This window comes from Streptomyces sp. NPDC048481 (genome assembly GCF_043200075.1).
In the GTDB taxonomy this organism is placed as follows: domain Bacteria; phylum Actinomycetota; class Actinomycetes; order Streptomycetales; family Streptomycetaceae; genus Streptomyces.
In genome coordinates this window covers 422,414-438,886 of record NZ_JBICXC010000003.1, presented here as the reverse complement: position 1 = coordinate 438,886, position 16,473 = coordinate 422,414, and the positions used below count along the sequence as shown (strand labels likewise).

Genomic DNA, 16,473 nt, shown 5'->3' with positions numbered 1-16,473 from the left:
CACCGTTGTCCGGGTGGTCCGGGTGGGTCCCGGTGAGTCCTAGAAAGCGGCCTCGTCCAGCTCCATCAGGTCGAGCTCGACGCCCTCGGCGACCTTGCGGGCGAGGGTGACGCCGGGCAGGACGTTGGCCGCGAAGAACTTCGCCGCCGCGATCTTGCCGGTGTAGAACGCCCGGTCCTTGGCGGAGGCGGTCTCCAGCTTCTCGGCGGCGATGGCCGCGCCCTTGAGGAGCAGGTAGCCGACGATCACGTCACCCGAGGCGAGCAGCAGGCGCGTGGTGTTGAGGCCCACCTTGTAGATGTTCTTGACATCCTGCTCGGTGGCGGCGAGGTCGGTCAGCATCAGGCCGACGATGGCCTCCAGCTCGACGGCGGCCTTGGCGAGGTGCTCGCGGGCGCCGGCCAGCTGCTCGCCGCCGGTGCCGAGCGCGAGGAACTTCTTGATGTCCTCGGCGAGGGAGTTCAGCGCGGCGCCCTGGTTGCGGACGATCTTTCGGAAGAAGAAGTCCTGGCCCTGGATCGCGGTGGTGCCCTCGTACAGGGTGTCGATCTTGGCGTCGCGGATGTACTGCTCGATCGGGTACTCCTGGAGGAACCCGGAGCCGCCGAAGGTCTGGAGCGACTGGGCGAGCTGCTCGTAGCCCTTCTCGGAGCCGTAGCCCTTGACGATCGGCAGGAGCAGGTCGTTGAGCGCGTGTTCCGTCTTCGCGTCCTCGCCGTTGGCCTCCTTCACGGCGATCGCGTCCTGGATGGACGCCGTGTAGAGGACGAGGGCGCGCATGCCCTCCGCGTAGGCCTTCTGCGTGATCAGCGCGCGGCGCACGTCGGGGTGGTGGGTGATGGTGACCTTGGGCGCGGCCTTGTCCATGAAGTTGGCCAGGTCGGGGCCCTGGACGCGCTCCTTGGCGTACTCCAGCGCGTTGAGGTAGCCGGTGGAGAGCGTGGAGATCGCCTTCGTGCCGACCATCATGCGGGCGAACTCGATGATGCGGAACATCTGGCGGATGCCGTCGTGCTTGTCGCCGATCAGCCAGCCCTTGGCGGGGTGCCGGTCGCCGAACGTCATCTCGCAGGTGTTGGAGGCCTTGAGGCCCATCTTGTGCTCGACGTTCGTGGCGTAGACGCCGTTGCGCTCGCCCAGTTCGCCGGTCTCGAAGTCGAAGAGGTGCTTCGGCACCATGAACAGGGACAGGCCCTTGGTGCCCGGTCCGGCGCCCTCGGGACGGGCGAGGACGTAGTGGATGATGTTCTCCGACATGTCGTGCTCGCCGGACGTGATGAAGCGCTTGACGCCCTCGATGTGCCAGGAGCCGTCCTCCTGCTGGACGGCCTTCGTGCGGCCCGCGCCCACGTCGGAGCCCGCGTCGGGCTCGGTGAGGACCATCGTCGAGCCCCACTGCTTCTCGACGGCGATCTGCGCGATCTTCTTCTGGACGTCGTTGCCCTCGTCGAAGAGGATGCCGGCGAAGGCCGGGCCGGAGGAGTACATCCACACGGCCGGGTTCGCGCCGAGGATCAGCTCGGCGAAGCCCCAGATCAACGACGGCGGGGCGGTGGTGCCGCCGATCTCCTCGGGCAGGCCGAGACGCCAGTACTCGGAGTCCATGAAGGCCTGGTAGCTCTTCTTGAACGACGCGGGCACCGGCGCGGTGTTGGTCTCCGGGTCGAAGACCGGCGGGTTGCGGTCGGCGTCCGAGAAGGACTCCGCCAGCTCGTTCTCCGAGAGGCGGGTCAGCTCCGCGAGGATGCTCTTCGCGGTCTCGGTGTCCATCTCCTCGAACGGGCCGGAGCCGTACAGCTTGTCGCGCCCGAGTACTTCGAAGAGGTTGAACTCGATGTCGCGGAGGTTCGACTTGTAGTGCCCCATGGTGACGGCTCCCGGCTCCCTAGAGAGATCGGCGAGGCACTGGATCCTCGCGCTAGTTCACGTACCAACAAGTAGCTACGATGATGCTACCCGTCGGTAATAAGACGCAACCCCTACTCGGCCAAGTGTGAGAAGGCTCTAGTCGACGGGACGGCGCCGCCCGCCGGACGGTTTCGTGCTTCCGGCGCCTTCCGGCCGGGCCGGACGGTTTCCGGCTGCCGGGATCTTCCGGGGCGGCCGGATCGTTCCCCTGCCGCTCGCCGACGGGCCCGTCTCGGTACGCTTGCGCCCATGTACGGATACGGCCAGCCCATGGACGGGGCCGCACAGCAGCAGTACGCCCCGCCGCAGCAGCAGATGCCCGGCGGCCACGGCGGTTACGGCCAGCAGCCGCCGCTCTATCCGGAGCCGTCCCCGCCGTCCCTCGCGGACGCGGTCCGTGCCTTCACCACCGGCCAGCTCGCCGCCGAGGACTTCCAGCAGGTCTTCGCGACCTCCAAGGTCTACTGCCCGCGCGGCGACAACCCCGGCTTCCTCGCCCTGCACAACACCCAGCAGCCGGTGATCCCGATGTTCACCAGCCTCAAGGAGCTGCGCCGGTACGCGGGCAAGGAGTCCAAGTACTTCGTGATCACCGGTGCCGAGGTGATCGACCTGCTGCCCACCGGCTACGGCTTCGTCCTCGACATGGAGGGCGAGCACCGGATGGTCTTCGACGCGAAGGCCGTCGAGCAGATGGTGGAGTTCGCGATGCGCCGGATGTACGGCTGAGCGTCGCGGCCGCGAGTTTCCAGGTCACGGCCCGCCCGGTCGGCGGGGAGCGCCCGGAGGGAATGCCCTCCGGGCGTTCGCTGTTACGGGTGGCAGAAAGTTCAATGCTCAACTAAACTGGGCCGTACGTCGCCCAAGGAGGTACGGACATGCCCGCAGTGACCGTCGAGAACCCGCTGACCCTGCCGCGCGTCGCGGCACCGGCCGATGCGGTCGCCCGTCCCGTCCTCACCGTCACGACCGCGCCGAGCGGTTTCGAGGGCGAGGGCTTCCCGGTGCGCCGTGCGTTCGCCGGCATCAACTACCGCCACCTCGACCCGTTCATCATGATGGACCAGATGGGCGAGGTGGAGTACGCGCCGGGCGAGCCGAAGGGCACTCCCTGGCACCCGCACCGCGGCTTCGAGACCGTCACCTACATCATCGACGGGATCTTCGACCACCAGGACAGCCAGGGCGGCGGCGGCACCATCACCAACGGCGACACCCAGTGGATGACGGCGGGCTCGGGCCTGCTCCACATCGAGGCGCCGCCGGAGTCGCTGGTCATGTCCGGCGGTCTCTTCCACGGCCTCCAGCTGTGGGTGAACCTCCCGGCCAAGGACAAGATGATGGCCCCCCGCTACCAGGACATCCGCGGCGGACACGTACAGCTCCTGAGCACCCCGGACGGCGGCGCGCTCCTGCGCGTCATCGCCGGTGAGCTGGACGGGCACGCCGGTCCCGGCATCACGCACACGCCGATCACGATGATCCACGCGACGGTGGCGCCGGGTGCGGAGGTCACGCTGCCCTGGCGTGAGGACTTCAACGGGCTGGCGTACGTGCTGGCGGGCAAGGGCTCCGTCGGCGCCGAGCGCCGTCCGATCCACCTGGGCCAGACCGCGGTCTTCGGCGCCGGCGGTTCGCTGACCGTCCGCGCGGACGGTCAGCAGGACTCCCACACGCCGGACCTGGAGGTCGTCCTCCTCGGCGGCCGGCCGATCCGCGAGCCGATGGCCCACTACGGCCCGTTCGTCATGAACACCAGGGACGAACTCCAGCAGGCGTTCGACGACTTCCAGAAGGGACGCCTGGGCACGATCCCCGCGGTCCACGGAATGACCGAAGGCGGCCCGCGGACCGCCTGACTTGCGGTACCTTGCGACAGGGCCCGAAGCCGCAAACTTTTCTTGCGACTTCGGGCCCTTTCCCGTCCGCGCCGCCCGCTACGGCAGCGCGTAGACGGGCGTCCCGTCGGCGGTGCATCCCGTCTGACGCACACAGCCCCGCTTGAGCAGCATGCGCAGACAGTCCCGGACGCGCTCGTGCGGGAGCCCCGTGCGGGTCGCGATCTCCTCCACGCGGTAACGGGCGTCGCCGCGCGTCAACGCCGGGGCGAGCAGCGCGGCCACGGCGTGCACGTCCTCGGTGACGACGAGGTTCTTCGTCCTCCAGACGGCCAGCAGCTCGGCGGGCGTCGGCTTCGACGCCGCGACGGACCGCGTCCGCAGGGATCCGGCGATGTCCCGCAGCACGTCGGTCATCACCCGCTGGCCGTCGAGGATGTCCCCGAGGACGTCGTTCGTCCGCGCGGCTCGCTCCTCGAGCCGGACGATGGCGTCGACGACCTGCTCCGGCATCACGTACGCGGTGCGCCCGGCGGGGGCGGGCTGCACGGGGGCCTGTTCCAGGGAGTAGGAACCCTCCTGCTGGATGGTCGCGACGACCTGTGAAACCCAGAGCTTGAAAGGCTGCGCTTCTGGCTTGGTGCAGGCGTTGACCAGCTGGACAAGCCCTTGGAGATTCACCATCTTCATGGACTTCTTAAGTCCGTGACCTGCAATGTTGCATGAAGCGTCGACGGTACCGACGCTTCGTGCAAGAGCGTCGAGAGATGTTGTGTGTTGTTGCGCGACCCTGAGACGCAACGCGTCCCGGGTGTTCACGTAGCCGAGTTCGCCGGCCACGTCGACCGCCGGGAACCAGTGGGTTCCGTCCGGTGTGGTCAGCCTCCGTACCCGCGCGCCGGTCGCCGCGAAGACGAAGTCATTGATGTCGATCGCGTCCTGTCGTGCCGCCGGTCGGGGCGGCGTCGTGTTGTTCTGCTCGTACATCGAGCATCACCTCCGTCACGGACGCTAGGCATATGCCCCACCGTCGCGTGGGCGCGTTGCGGAGGTTCATCCTTGTAGGGGAGTTTGAGGCATCGATTCTTCAGGTTCATCCGGGTTCTGGGGCTCGTATATCTCGAACCAGATGCTCTTGCCCTCGCCGCGCGGGGCCACCCCCCAGGTGTGGGCGAGGAGTTCGATGAGGACGAGGCCGCGGCCCGAGGAGGCCAGTTCGCCGGGGCGGCGCTTGTGCGGGAGGTCGTCGCTGGTGTCGGTGACCTCGATGCGCAGCCGGCGTTCTCCGGGCGCGCCGGCGACCTCTGCGACGAGCAGGGCGTCGGCGTCCGTGTGGACGAGGACGTTCGTGAGGGTCTCGGAGACGAGCAGGACCGCGGAGTCCACCTGGTCCTCGCAGGTCCAGTCGTGCAGCAGTTCGCGCACCTGCTGCCGGGCGACGGCGATCCGCTCGGGCTCGGCCTGAGCGACCGTCAGCATCGAGCGGCGCGCGAGTCGCCGTGCGGGCAGCGGGACGGCCCCAGGACCGCAGCCGCCCTCGCCCTGCCGGCACAGCAGCAGCAGGGCCGTGTCGTCCTCCCGGCGGTCGGCGAGGCGGCCCGTCGTGTGGTGCGAGGAGGGGCCGTGCACCGTCTGCACCAGGGCGTCGGCCAGTTCCTCCAGGTCCCCCTCGTGCGCCTCCAGGGTCTTGCGGACGCGCTGCCAGCCGGTGTCGAGGTCGTGGCCGCCGGTCTCCAGCAGGCCGTCGGTGCACAGCATCAGCGTCTCGCCGGGCTCCAGGACGAGCCGGGTCGTGGGGTAGTCGGCGTCCGGGTCGATGCCCAGCGGCAGACCGCCCGCGGTCGCCCTGACCAGCACCGTTCCGTCGGCCATCCGGATCGCCGGATCCAGATGACCGGCCCGGGCGGCTTCCAGCACGCCGGTGGCCGGGTCGACCTCGACATAGAGGCAGGTGGCGAAGCGCAGGTCGGGGTTTCCGTCCGCGAGGCCGTGCAGGAAGCCCGAGGCCCGGGACAGGACGGCGTCGGGACGGTGCCCCTCGGCGGCGTACGCCCTCAGCGCGATGCGCAGTTGGCCCATGAGGCCCGCCGCGCGCACGTCATGGCCCTGGACGTCCCCGATGACCAGGGCGAACCGGCCTCCCCCGCGCCGCGCCCGGGAGGCGCCGCCGGGCAGCGGGATCATGTCGTACCAGTCGCCGCCGACCTGGAGACCGCCGCCGGTCGGTATGTAGCGGGCGGCGAGCGTCAGGCCCGGTATCTCCGGGCCCAGGGTCGGCAGCATGGAGCGTTGCAGGCCGTCGGTCAGCTCCCGCTGGGTCTCCGCCGCCCCGGCGCGGGTGAGGGCCTGGGCGAGCATGCGGGCCACCGTCGTCAGCACGGACCGCTCGTCCGGGGTGAACGCCACCGGGTATGCGAAGGCGGCCATCCACGCGCCCATCGTGCGACCGGCGACCGTCAGCGGCAGGAACGCCCAGGAATACCGGCCGAAGGGCGCGGCCATCGGCCAGGTGAGGGGATAGCGCTCCTTGTACCGCTCGGGCGAGGAGAGGTAGACGGCCCGCCCGGTGCGCACGACCTCGGCGGCCGGGTAGTCCGTCTGCAAGGACATCTGGGTGAAGGGGGCCTCGTCGCCGGGCTGCTGCCCGTGGTGGCCGATGATCGTCAGCCGGTCGCCGGTGACGCCGAAGACCGCCAGACCGGCCGGTGAGAAACCCGGCATCGACAGGCCCGCGGCGACCCGCAGTACCTCCTCCGTGGAGCGCGCCTCGGCCAGTGCGCGGCCGGCGTCCAGCAGGAACGCCTCGCGCGAGCGCCTCCAGTCGCCGGTGACGGCGGTCCGTCCGGCGGCGGTGCCGGGCGTCGGCTCGGTGACCTCCTGGAGGGTGCCGATCAGCTCGTAGGCCTTCTTCACCGGGTCGAAGGAGGGCTTCGAGCGGCTGCGGACGACCCGCACCACCGTTCCGCGCTCGTCCATGATCCGGATCCGGACCTCGGCGAGGGTGCCCTCGGCGACGGCGAGCTGCACCACGCCGGTGATCTCGTTCCAGTCGACGGGGTGCAGACGGGCCCGGGTCTGGGCCTCCGTGAGGACCGTCTCCTCGGCGGGCAGCCCGAGCAGCCGGGCCGCCTCGGCGTCGACCGTGACCAGCCCGGTGGCGGTGTCCCAGTGCCACACGCCGGTCGCGAGGGAGACGAGGACCTCCCCCACGGCGGGCAGCGGCTCGCCAGTACGCATTGCCCCACTTTATGAAGAGGGGAACGAAAGGTGCCACTGCTCACCGCTCCCGCTGCCACCCGGGAATGGTGGGAGGCGATCACGGCGTGCCCGGTACGCTGGGGTTGTTTCACGTGAAACACCACGAAACACAGACCCCGATCCGCGAAGACTGGATGAACGACGATGCATCGGTACAGGTCCCACACCTGCGGCGAGCTCCGCGCCTCTGACGTCGGCAGCGACGTCCGGCTGAGCGGCTGGCTGCACAATCGGCGCGACCTGGGCGGCATCCTCTTCATCGATCTGCGCGACCACTACGGCATCACGCAGCTCGTCGCCCGTCCGGGCACCCCCGCGTACGAGGCTCTCGACAAGCTGACCAAGGAGTCGACGGTCCGCGTCGACGGCAAGGTCGTCTCGCGCGGCGCGGAGAACGTCAACGCCGAGCTGCCGACCGGCGAGGTCGAGGTCGAGGTCGGCGAGGTCGAGCTGCTGGGCGCGGCCGCCCCGCTGCCCTTCACGATCAACGCCGAGGACGGGGTCAACGAGGAGCGGCGTCTTGAGTACCGCTTCCTGGACCTGCGCCGCGAGCGCATGCACCGCAACATCATGCTGCGCACGGCGGTCATCTCGGCCATCCGGCACAAGATGACGGCGCTGGGCTTCAACGAGATGGCGACGCCGATCCTGTCGGCGACCTCCCCCGAGGGCGCCCGCGACTTCGTCGTGCCGTCCCGGCTGCACGCCGGCCGGTTCTACGCGCTGCCGCAGGCCCCGCAGCAGTTCAAGCAGCTGCTGATGATCTCGGGCTTCGACCGCTACTTCCAGATCGCGCCCTGTTTCCGGGACGAGGACGCCCGCGCGGACCGCTCGCCGGGCGAGTTCTACCAGCTCGACGTCGAGATGAGCTTCGTCGAGCAGGAGGACGTCTTCCAGCCGATCGAGAAGCTCATGACCGAGCTGTTCGAGGAGTTCGGCGGCGGCCGTCATGTCACCTCGCCGTTCCCGCGGATCCCGTTCCGCGAGTCGATGCTGAAGTACGGCTCCGACAAGCCGGACCTGCGGGCCAAGCTGGAGCTCGTCGACATCACCGACGTCTTCGAGGGCTCGGAGTTCAAGGCGTTCGCCGGCAAGCACGTGCGTGCGCTGGCGGTGCCGGACGTCTCCGCCCAGCCCCGGAAGTTCTTCGACCAGCTCGGTGACTTCGCCGTCTCGCAGGGCGCGAAGGGCCTGGCGTGGGTCCGTGTGGCCGAGGACGGCTCGCTCACCGGCCCGATCGCGAAGTTCCTCACCGAGGACAACGTGGCCGAGCTGACCAAGCGCCTGTCGCTGGCCGCCGGCCATGCCGTCTTCTTCGGCGCGGGCGAGTTCGACGAGGTCTCGAAGATCATGGGCGCGGTGCGCGTCGAGGCCGCCAAGCGTGCCGGGCACTTCGAGGAGGGCGTCTTCCGGTTCTGCTGGATCGTCGACTTCCCGATGTACGAGAAGGACGAGGAGACCGGCAAGATCGACTTCTCGCACAACCCGTTCTCGATGCCGCAGGGCGGCCTGGAGGCCCTGGAGACCCAGGACCCGCTGGACATCCTCGGCTGGCAGTACGACATCGTCTGCAACGGCGTCGAGCTGTCCTCCGGCGCGATCCGCAACCACGAGCCCGAGATCATGCTCAAGGCGTTCGAGATCGCCGGCTACGACCGGGAGACCGTCGAGGAGAAGTTCGCCGGCATGCTGCGCGCGTTCCGCTTCGGCGCCCCGCCGCACGGCGGCATCGCGCCCGGCGTCGACCGCATCGTCATGCTGCTGGCCGACGAGCCGAACATCCGCGAGACCATCTCCTTCCCGCTCAACGGCAACGCCCAGGACCTGATGATGGGCGCGCCGACGGAGCTGGAGGAGGCTCGGCTCAAGGAGCTGCACCTCTCGGTGCGCAAGCCGCAGCCCAAGTAGCGGGGCGGGCTGGGGCGGGAAGTCCGGCTCGCAGCGCCACGAGAACGCCGGGGTGGCCCGGAACCGACGTCGGTTCCGGGCCACTCTCGTTTTCCCCGGCAACTGACAGCTCGCGCCCATCTTCCTCACAGGTCGCCCTCCTAGCGTCCCCGGCTTATGACGGAACCTCAGAAACCCCCCAGCGAACAGCAGTGGACTCGGCGCAGAATCGTGGCCGTCGGCGCGGGCGGCCTCGCCGCGGCGGGACTGGGCGGCACCGCCTACGCGACGAGCACCGTCGGACGCGGTGGCGCGACGGCGTCCGGGCCCGACGCGGACGTCTGCTACCGCCTCACCTCGGAGACCGTCGAGGGCCCCTACTACATCGACGCGGACAAGCTCCGCCGGGACATCACCGAGGACCGTGAGGGCATCCCGCTTCTCCTGGCCCTCACGGTGATCGACTCCGACACCTGCCGACCGCTGCGGAACGCGGCCGTCGACATCTGGCACTGCGACGCGACGGGCGTCTACTCGGGCTATGAGCAGCAGGGCAGCGGCGGCGGAGGCGGCGGCCCCGCGCCGACCGGCGAGCCCCCGACCGGCCGGCCCCCGACGGGCGCGCCCACCGGCGCCCCGCCGGGCGGCGGCCACCAGGAGCCCACCGACGACACCCGCTACCTGCGCGGCACCTGGCGGACGGACCGGCACGGCCGGGTCTCCTTCCGGACGGTGTTCCCCGGCTGGTACCGCGGCCGGTGCGTCCACATCCACGCCAAGGTGCACGTGGACGGCGAGTGGACCGATGTCGGCTACGAGGGCGGCCGCACCTGCCACACCGGCCAGTTCTTCTTCGACGAGAAGTCCGTGCTGGCCTCGGCGGCGGTGGAGCCGTACGCGAGCAACACCGCCGAGCGCACGACCCTCGCCGAGGACACGATCTACGACCAGAGCGGAGTACGGGGCGGGCTGCTGCGGCTGCGCTACGACCGGCGCCGCATCGGCAGGGGCGTCCACGCGGCGATCACCGTCGGGGTCGACCCCGAAGCCACGGAGGACGGCCAGGACGGCCCGTCGCGGCCCAGCGCCTCGGCTTCGCCGTCGGGTTCGGGTCCGGCGTCCGGGACCTCCAGAACATCCGGGGCGTCGTAGCCTGCGCCGTCGGTGAGCCGATCGGCCGGGACCGGGCCCGCACCCGGTCCCGGTGCGCTCACGCGTCCGGTGACGCCCCCTCCTCCAGCAGCCGTTCCGCGATGTCCGTCGACCAGGCCTGCGCCCACGCCCGCAGGCCGGCGATGTCCGGCTCGACGAGGCCGTACTGGGTGAACTCCGAGTCCGGGTAGTGGTCCGTGCCCTCCAGCCGCGCCTGGAGGGTGGGCAGGTCGAAGTCATCGCGGGCGTGCCGGCGGGCCGCCTCCTCCAGGCTTGGGTAGCCGAACAGGGCGTGCGCGGCGCGCGCGTCGATGAGGTCGACGGCGAGTCCGCGGTCGTACAGCGCCCGGATCTTGGTGCCCACCGCGTCGTGCGGCGAGAGGGCCGGGCCGCAGGGGGTCGTTACGGGCGGGCTCCAGAAGGTCTCCTTGTGCAGGGCCAGCCGCAGGACGACGCCCGTCTCGCGGTCCCGCACGGCCAGCCGCGCCGCCAGGCGCGCGGACAGCGGGTCCAGATCCTGCGGCGTCGCCTCGTGGCGGCCCCGGGCGGTCAGCGCCGAGGCCAGCGCCTCGGCCAGCTCGGGCATGGGCCGCGTGCTCTCCGTCGCCAGGTCCACGTTGTCGTGGGGGCGCCGCAGCAGGCCGTGCGCCTCCAGCGCGTAGCCGCCGGCCAGCACCCAGGCGGTCGCGGGGCCGGGCATGCCGAAGATCTCGGCGAGGAGGCGGTGGTGGGGTCGAAGAAGGTCCACCGGGTAGTCGTAGCAGGTCCGGCCGGCACGCGGGGCCGGCACACGCGGCGCGGACGCACCCGCGGCGACCGGCCCCCCGCCCCCGGCGGGCTACCTCGCGACGAACTGCGTGAGGATGGCCTGCACCTCGTAGATGTCGACGCCCTTGGTGAACGTCTTCTGGATCGGCGCCGGCGTGCCGGAGACCCAGATCTTCAGTTCGGCGTCCAGGTCGAAGGTGCCGGCGGTCTCCACCGCGAAGTGGGTGATGCTCCGGTACGGGACGGAGTGGTACTCGACCTTCTTGCCCGTGATGCCCTGCTTGTCGACGAGCAGCAGCCGGCGGTCGGTGAACAGGATGGTGTCGCGGATCAGCAGGAACGCGGCGTGCACCTGCTCGCCCTGCCCCAGCAGACGCGCGTAGTCCTGCTGGGCCTGCCCGTTGTCGATGGTGTGGGCGTTGCCGAAGAGCGCCATGTGAATCGATCCCCCCAAGTCGGTAGAAGGGCACCTTAGGACGACGGTGCGGGAATCGCGAAGGCGGGTGGAGGCCAGGCGCGGCCGCCGGAGAAAAAAGTTCATCCGGCGCGGCAACTCTTCACACGACGGCGACCACTGACGGGTCATAAGCATGCTCCTCCCGTAAGGATCCCCCGTGGCAGCTCCCTCCCACCGCCGGTCCCTCCGCTCGCGCCGCGCCCTCGTGGTCACGGCCGCCGCCGTGGCGGCCGGCGTCGGCGCCGGCGTCGTCGTGATGAACGCCAGCGCCGGGACCGTCGACCTGTACCACCAGACGCTCGCCGCGAAGGACGGCTGGGCCTCCTCCGGCACGGGCACGAGCGGTGGCGCCAAGGCCGACGCCGCGCACACCTTCACCGTCTCCACGCGCGCCCAGCTCGTGAAGGCCCTCGGGTCGGCCACCGACACCACGCCCCGCATCATCAAGGTCAAGGGCACCATCGACGCCAACACCGACGACGCCGGCAAGAAGCTGACCTGCGCGGACTACGCGGCGGGCACCGGCTACGCGCTGTCGTCGTACCTCAAGGCGTACGACCCCGCCGTCTACGGGCGGTCGAAGCTGCCCTCCGGCGCCCAGGAGAAGGCCCGTGCCGCCGGCCAGAGCAGGCAGGCGAAGAACATCGTGTTCAAGGTGCCGGCCAACACGAGCATCGTCGGCGTCCCCGGCACGGCCGCCGGGATAACCGGCGGCATGCTGCAGATCCAGAACGTGGACAACGTCATCGTCCGCAACCTGAACTTCTCCGCCACCGAGGACTGCTTCCCCCAGTGGGACCCCACCGACGGCGACGACGGCAACTGGAACTCCGACTATGACGCCGTCACCCTGCGCGGCGCGACCCACGTGTGGGCCGACCACAACACGTTCACCGACGCGCCCCACCTCGATGGCGCCAACCCGAAGTACTACGGCCGCGAGTACCAGATCCACGACGGCTCCCTCGACATCACCAAGAGCTCGGACCTGGTGACCGTCTCGCGCAACCGGTTCATCGACCACGACAAGACGATGCTGATCGGCAGCAGCGACAGCGAGCCCGCGGGCAAGCTGCGCGTCTCCCTCCACCACAACGTGTGGAAGGGCATCGTCCAGCGCGCCCCGCTGACCCGGGTCGGCCAGGTGCACATCTACAACAACCACTACGACGTCACGACCCTCGACGGCTACGCGACGCAGTACAGCATCAACTCGCGTGCCAGGGCCCAGGTCGTCGCCGAGGCCAACTACTGGACGGTCCCGGCCGGCGGCAAGGTCGCCAAGCTGCTCAGCGGCGACGGCACCGGCGCGGTCAAGGGCACCGGCAACCTGGTCAACGGCACGGTGACGGACGTCGTCGCGGCCTACAACGCGGCGTCCTCGAAGAAGCTGAAGACGACCGTCAACTGGACGCCGACCCTGACGGCCGGCCTGGAGACCTCGGCGAAGAACCTGCCGGCGGCCCTGGCGGCGACGGCGGGCGCCGGCGTCCTGAAGTAACCCCCAAGACGCGCGAGGGCCGGGTGACCACGAGCCCCCGGCCCTCGCGCCCCCACGCCGTCCGCGAGTCCGGGTGGACTTTTCGCCGTCCGCACGACCGGGCGCGCCCGCGCCCGCCTACCGTGAGCAGTCACAGCACAGATGCGCGCGGTGACTGTCCGGAGTCTGTCGGCCGGTGTCCGGAAGTCCGGAAGCGGGTTCGCGGGTAGGGGCGTTGCGGCACGGCGGTACGACAGAGGGGTGCGCGATGGCGGTGGACGGCGAGGCGGTACGGCTCCGGACCGAGGCGGACGAGCCGGGGTGGGAGGTGGACCCGGACGACGAGTGGGGCGTGGCCGTTCTCGCCACGGTGGGGCGGCAGTTGAGGCTGCGCCGGGAGTCGGTGGGGATGCGGGCCGCCGACTTCGCGGTGGCGGTCGGGTACGGGGAGGACCTCGTCTACAAGATCGAGGGCGGCAAACGGATCCCCCGGCAGGAGTACCTGGACAGGGCGGACGAGGTGCTGGGCGCGGCCGGACTCGTCGCGGCGGCCTGGGAGGACGTGAAGAAGGTCCGGTATCCGAAGCGGGTCCGGGAGCTGGGGCAGCTGGAGAGCAAGGCGGTCGAGATCGGGGTGTACGAGTGCAACATCATTGCCGGGCTGTTGCAGACACCCGAGCACGCGCGCGCCGTGATCCAGGCGGCGCAGCCGCCGTACTCGCCGGACGACGTGGAACGTATGGTGGCGGCGCGTCTGGCTCGGCAGACGGTCTTCGAACGCGACCCGGCCCCGTCGATCCACTTCGTACTGGAAGAGGCACCGTTGCGGCGGCAGGTCGGGGGCGCGACTGTGTGGCGACAGCAGCTCGAACGCCTACTGCACGTCGCTCGGTTGCACAACGTCACGCTTCAGGTGATGCCGACGAACACCGACGCCCACCCCGGACTGGACGGCAGGATCGAGCTGCTGAAGTTCCCGGACGGTACGGCGGTGGGGCGTTCCGACGGCGCGTTCGGCGGGCGGCCGATCACCGATCCGAAGCACCTGCGCATCATCGAGCTTCGGTATGGCACCATCCGAGCGCAGGCTCTCTCACCACGGGAGTCGCTGGCCTTCGTCGAGCAACTGCTGGGAGAAACGTGATGCGCAAGGCATCTGCCGGGGACGCCTCCGGACTGGCGTGGTTCAAGAGCAGCTACAGCGGCGGCACCGACGGCGAGTCGTGCGTGGAGATCGCCACGACCCCCGGCACCGTCCACGTCCGCGACTCCAAGCACGTCGAAGGGGCTCGCCTGGCGCTCACGGCGGCCGCCTGGGCGGACTTCGTGGCGCACGCCGCGCAGGCCTGAGGCGAAACGGCTCGCGCCGGGCCGCCTCAGGTGTCGTACGTGCCGTCCCACGGCTCGGCGAAGGCCAGGCGGTCCGGGTACAGCTCCGCCCAGGTCTCCGGGACGCCGTCCTCGTCCTTGTCCTCACGGATGACGAGGCCGAACAGGACGTCCTCGTGGGTGAGCTGGAAGGGGCGGACGGCGATGTCCGTGTAGGAGCGCCGGGGCAGACTGCGCAGGAGCGTGGCGAGGCGGACGCGGGCGCGGGTGAGGACCGAGTCGTCGCCGTGCGGGTCGCGCTGCTGCTCGGCCCAGGTTCCGGCGCACCAGATGTCCGAGTCGCGGTAGGCGCCGTCGGCGTCGAAGGTGTGCAGCACGGTGTAGAGGCGTTTGTGCTCTTCCCAGCCGTCGTCGAGACGGAAGCCCTGGGGGAAGGCGTACGTGACCGACGCGAGGAACTGCCCGTCCGCGTACCGGCCGATGGACTCGGTGCGGTGTCGCGGCTCGTAGGCGATCGGAATGACCTCGGGGACTGCCATGGCGGAAACCATACGGCTTGGCGAGAACATGCTGGAGCGGGGGGAACCCCTCCGCCTTTTCCTCTACATCTTCTCCCTGCCCGCGACCCGCGAGCCCGCCCGCCGCACCGCGGGCGCAAGCCCACGGCCCGGTCGGGCGGGAGCCCGGGAGGAGGGTACGCATGTCTCCCGGGCTCCCGTCGCACCGACGGGATCGTTACGCGGTCGGCTTCTCCTCGAGGCGCGGGAAGAGCACCGCGCCCTTGGTGACGGTGGAGCCGGCCGGCAGGATGCCCCAGTCGCCGGCCTGCTGGACCCGCTGGTCCGCGAGCGCGCCGAGGGTCGCCTCGGCGCCCAGCGAATCCCACAGCTTCTGGGAGGTGTCCGGCATGACCGGGTTCAGGAGAACGGCGACGGCCCTCAGCGATTCCGCGGCGGTGTAGAGGATGGTCGCGAGCCGGGCCCTGCCCTCGTCGCTTCCGTCCTTGGCGACCTTCCACGGCTCCTGCTCCGTGATGTAGCCGTTGACCTGCTTGACGAACTCGAAGACGGCCAGGATGCCGCCCTGGAAGTCCAGCTCCTCGCCGATCTTCCGGTCGGCCGTCGCGACCGCACGCGCCAGTCCGTCGTGGAGCGCCTTCTCGGCCTCGCCGTCGGCGGTGGCCGCCGGGAGGACGCCGTCGAAGTACTTGCCGACCATGGCGGCCACGCGGGAGGCGAGGTTGCCGTAGTCGTTCGCCAGCTCGCTCGTGTACCGGGCGGAGAAGTCCTCCCACGAGAACGAGCCGTCCTGGCCGAAGGCGATGGCGCGCAGGAAGTACCAGCGGTAGGCGTCCACGCCGAAGTGCGAGGTCAGGTCCTGCGGCTTGATGCCGGTCAGGTTCGACTTCGACATCTTCTCGCCGCCGACCATCAGCCAGCCGTTCGCGGCGATCTTGCCGGGCAGCGGGAGGCCCTGCGCCATCAGCATGGCGGGCCAGATCACCGCGTGGAAGCGCAGGATGTCCTTGCCGACCAGGTGCACGTCGGCCGGGAAGGTCGCCTCGAACTTCTCCTGGTTCTCGTTGTAGCCGACGGCGGTGGCGTAGTTCAGCAGCGCGTCGACCCACACGTAGATCACGTGCTTCTGGTCCCACGGGATCGGGATGCCCCAGTCGAACGTGGAACGCGAGATGGACAGGTCCTGGAGACCCTGCCGGACGAAGTTCACGACCTCGTTGCGCGCGGACTCGGGCTGGATGAAGCCGGGGTTCGCCTCGTAGAGGGCGAGCAGCTTGTCGCCGTAGTCGCTCAGCTTGAAGAAGTAGTTCTCCTCGCTGAGGATCTCCACCGGCTTCTTGTGGATGGGGCACAGCTTCTGACCTGCGAACTCGCCCTCGCCGTCGAGCAGCTCGCCCGGCAGCTTGTACTCCTCGCAGCCCACGCAGTACGGGCCCTCGTAGCCGCCCTTGTAGATCTCGCCCTTGTCGTACAGGTCCTGCACGAACTCCTGGACGCGGTCGGTGTGCCGCCGCTGCGTGGTGCGGATGAAGTCGTCGTTCGCGATCTCCAGGTGCTCCCACAGGGGGCGCCAGGCTTCGTCGACGAGCTTGTCGGCCCACTGCTGCGGGCTGACGCCGTTCGCCTCCGCGGTGCGCATGATCTTCTGACCGTGCTCGTCCGTGCCGGTGAGGTACCACACCTTCTCGCCGCGCTGGCGGTGCCAGCGGGTGAGCACGTCGCCTGCGACGGTCGTGTAGGCGTGGCCCAGGTGAGGAGCGTCGTTGACGTAGTAAATGGGGGTGGAGACGTAGAACGCCTTGCCACCCTGCTTCTCGGTTCCAGTGGCCGCCATGCCCGAAATCCTACTGGGCGCGTGCAGGTCGCCTCACACGCGTT

At 70.0% G+C, this 16,473-nt stretch carries 14 protein-coding genes; 7 read left to right on the top strand and 7 right to left on the bottom strand.

The window, feature by feature from the left end:
- Positions 1-39 precede the first annotated feature (39 nt).
- A complete protein-coding gene (locus tag ACGFSH_RS12645; RefSeq protein ID WP_393347650.1) occupies positions 40-1,866 on the bottom strand; it encodes an acyl-CoA dehydrogenase in 1,827 nt (608 codons plus the stop codon).
- Between the two features lie 291 nt (positions 1,867-2,157).
- Here ACGFSH_RS12645 and ACGFSH_RS12640 point away from each other — a divergent pair, with 291 nt between their 5' ends.
- Together ACGFSH_RS12640 and ACGFSH_RS12635 are read left to right on the top strand one after the other, a co-directional pair.
- Entirely contained in the window at positions 2,158-2,637 is a 480-nt protein-coding gene (locus ACGFSH_RS12640; protein WP_109004643.1) for an SseB family protein, read from the top strand.
- A 149-nt stretch (positions 2,638-2,786) separates the two neighbouring features.
- The gene (locus ACGFSH_RS12635; RefSeq protein ID WP_393347648.1) at positions 2,787-3,767 is read left to right on the top strand and encodes a pirin family protein; all 981 of its coding nucleotides are present in this window, start codon (positions 2,787-2,789) and stop codon (positions 3,765-3,767) included.
- Positions 3,768-3,845: 78 nt separating this feature from the next.
- Here ACGFSH_RS12635 and ACGFSH_RS12630 read toward each other — a convergent pair whose 3' ends face one another.
- Together ACGFSH_RS12630 and ACGFSH_RS12625 are read right to left on the bottom strand one after the other, a co-directional pair.
- Entirely contained in the window at positions 3,846-4,733 is an 888-nt protein-coding gene (locus tag ACGFSH_RS12630; RefSeq protein WP_393347646.1) for a Bro-N domain-containing protein, read from the bottom strand.
- A gap of 66 nt (positions 4,734-4,799) precedes the next feature.
- The gene (locus ACGFSH_RS12625) at positions 4,800-6,983 is read right to left on the bottom strand and encodes a SpoIIE family protein phosphatase (protein WP_393347644.1); all 2,184 of its coding nucleotides are present in this window, start codon (positions 6,981-6,983) and stop codon (positions 4,800-4,802) included.
- A 165-nt stretch (positions 6,984-7,148) separates the two neighbouring features.
- On the opposite strand from ACGFSH_RS12625, the gene aspS reads away from it, so the two are divergent.
- A complete protein-coding gene (gene aspS, locus ACGFSH_RS12620; protein WP_393347642.1) occupies positions 7,149-8,912 on the top strand; it encodes an aspartate--tRNA ligase in 1,764 nt (587 codons plus the stop codon).
- A 156-nt stretch (positions 8,913-9,068) separates the two neighbouring features.
- A complete protein-coding gene (locus ACGFSH_RS12615; RefSeq protein ID WP_393347640.1) occupies positions 9,069-10,043 on the top strand; it encodes an intradiol ring-cleavage dioxygenase in 975 nt (324 codons plus the stop codon).
- Positions 10,044-10,101: 58 nt separating this feature from the next.
- Here the strand turns inward: ACGFSH_RS12615 and ACGFSH_RS12610 are convergent, their stop codons facing one another.
- Positions 10,102-10,791: a nucleotidyl transferase AbiEii/AbiGii toxin family protein gene (locus ACGFSH_RS12610; protein WP_393347638.1), complete on the bottom strand. Its 690-nt coding sequence runs from the start codon at positions 10,789-10,791 to the stop codon at positions 10,102-10,104.
- A 90-nt stretch (positions 10,792-10,881) separates the two neighbouring features.
- Positions 10,882-11,247 (bottom strand): PH domain-containing protein, encoded by a 366-nt coding sequence (locus tag ACGFSH_RS12605; RefSeq protein ID WP_329411852.1) that lies wholly within the window; start codon positions 11,245-11,247, stop codon positions 10,882-10,884.
- 178 nt (positions 11,248-11,425) lie between these two features.
- Here ACGFSH_RS12605 and ACGFSH_RS12600 point away from each other — a divergent pair, with 178 nt between their 5' ends.
- The 3 genes from ACGFSH_RS12600 to ACGFSH_RS12590 all read left to right on the top strand — a co-directional run bounded on the left by ACGFSH_RS12600 (position 11,426) and on the right by ACGFSH_RS12590 (position 14,098).
- Positions 11,426-12,769: a polysaccharide lyase family 1 protein gene (locus ACGFSH_RS12600; RefSeq protein ID WP_393347636.1), complete on the top strand. Its 1,344-nt coding sequence runs from the start codon at positions 11,426-11,428 to the stop codon at positions 12,767-12,769.
- A gap of 247 nt (positions 12,770-13,016) precedes the next feature.
- Positions 13,017-13,892: a helix-turn-helix domain-containing protein gene (locus ACGFSH_RS12595; protein ID WP_393347634.1), complete on the top strand. Its 876-nt coding sequence runs from the start codon at positions 13,017-13,019 to the stop codon at positions 13,890-13,892.
- Positions 13,889-14,098 carry a DUF397 domain-containing protein gene (locus ACGFSH_RS12590; protein ID WP_393347632.1) on the top strand — a complete coding sequence of 70 codons (210 nt, stop codon included), beginning with the start codon at positions 13,889-13,891 and terminating at the stop codon, positions 14,096-14,098. The genes ACGFSH_RS12595 and ACGFSH_RS12590 overlap by 4 nt, the downstream gene beginning before the upstream one ends.
- Before the next feature lie 26 nt (positions 14,099-14,124).
- Here ACGFSH_RS12590 and ACGFSH_RS12585 read toward each other — a convergent pair whose 3' ends face one another.
- Positions 14,125-14,616 carry a hypothetical protein gene (locus ACGFSH_RS12585; RefSeq protein ID WP_393347630.1) on the bottom strand — a complete coding sequence of 164 codons (492 nt, stop codon included), beginning with the start codon at positions 14,614-14,616 and terminating at the stop codon, positions 14,125-14,127.
- Positions 14,617-14,812: 196 nt separating this feature from the next.
- Positions 14,813-16,429: a methionine--tRNA ligase gene (gene metG, locus ACGFSH_RS12580; RefSeq protein ID WP_393347628.1), complete on the bottom strand. Its 1,617-nt coding sequence runs from the start codon at positions 16,427-16,429 to the stop codon at positions 14,813-14,815.
- Positions 16,430-16,473 lie beyond the last annotated feature (44 nt).

What these genes read in the sequence shown, in the direction of transcription:
- ACGFSH_RS12605 (WP_329411852.1), bottom strand. Translation starts at nt 11,247, where the DNA reads ATGGCGCTCTTCGGCAACGCCCACACCATCGACAACGGGCAGGCCCAG.
- aspS (WP_393347642.1), top strand. Translation starts at nt 7,149, where the DNA reads ATGCATCGGTACAGGTCCCACACCTGCGGCGAGCTCCGCGCCTCTGAC.
- ACGFSH_RS12595 (WP_393347634.1), top strand. Translation starts at nt 13,017, where the DNA reads ATGGCGGTGGACGGCGAGGCGGTACGGCTCCGGACCGAGGCGGACGAG.
- ACGFSH_RS12630 (WP_393347646.1), bottom strand. Translation starts at nt 4,733, where the DNA reads ATGTACGAGCAGAACAACACGACGCCGCCCCGACCGGCGGCACGACAG.
- ACGFSH_RS12635 (WP_393347648.1), top strand. Translation starts at nt 2,787, where the DNA reads ATGCCCGCAGTGACCGTCGAGAACCCGCTGACCCTGCCGCGCGTCGCG.
- ACGFSH_RS12615 (WP_393347640.1), top strand. Translation starts at nt 9,069, where the DNA reads ATGACGGAACCTCAGAAACCCCCCAGCGAACAGCAGTGGACTCGGCGC.
- ACGFSH_RS12645 (WP_393347650.1), bottom strand. Translation starts at nt 1,866, where the DNA reads ATGGGGCACTACAAGTCGAACCTCCGCGACATCGAGTTCAACCTCTTC.
- ACGFSH_RS12585 (WP_393347630.1), bottom strand. Translation starts at nt 14,616, where the DNA reads ATGGCAGTCCCCGAGGTCATTCCGATCGCCTACGAGCCGCGACACCGC.
- ACGFSH_RS12625 (WP_393347644.1), bottom strand. Translation starts at nt 6,983, where the DNA reads ATGCGTACTGGCGAGCCGCTGCCCGCCGTGGGGGAGGTCCTCGTCTCC.
- metG (WP_393347628.1), bottom strand. Translation starts at nt 16,429, where the DNA reads ATGGCGGCCACTGGAACCGAGAAGCAGGGTGGCAAGGCGTTCTACGTC.
- ACGFSH_RS12640 (WP_109004643.1), top strand. Translation starts at nt 2,158, where the DNA reads ATGTACGGATACGGCCAGCCCATGGACGGGGCCGCACAGCAGCAGTAC.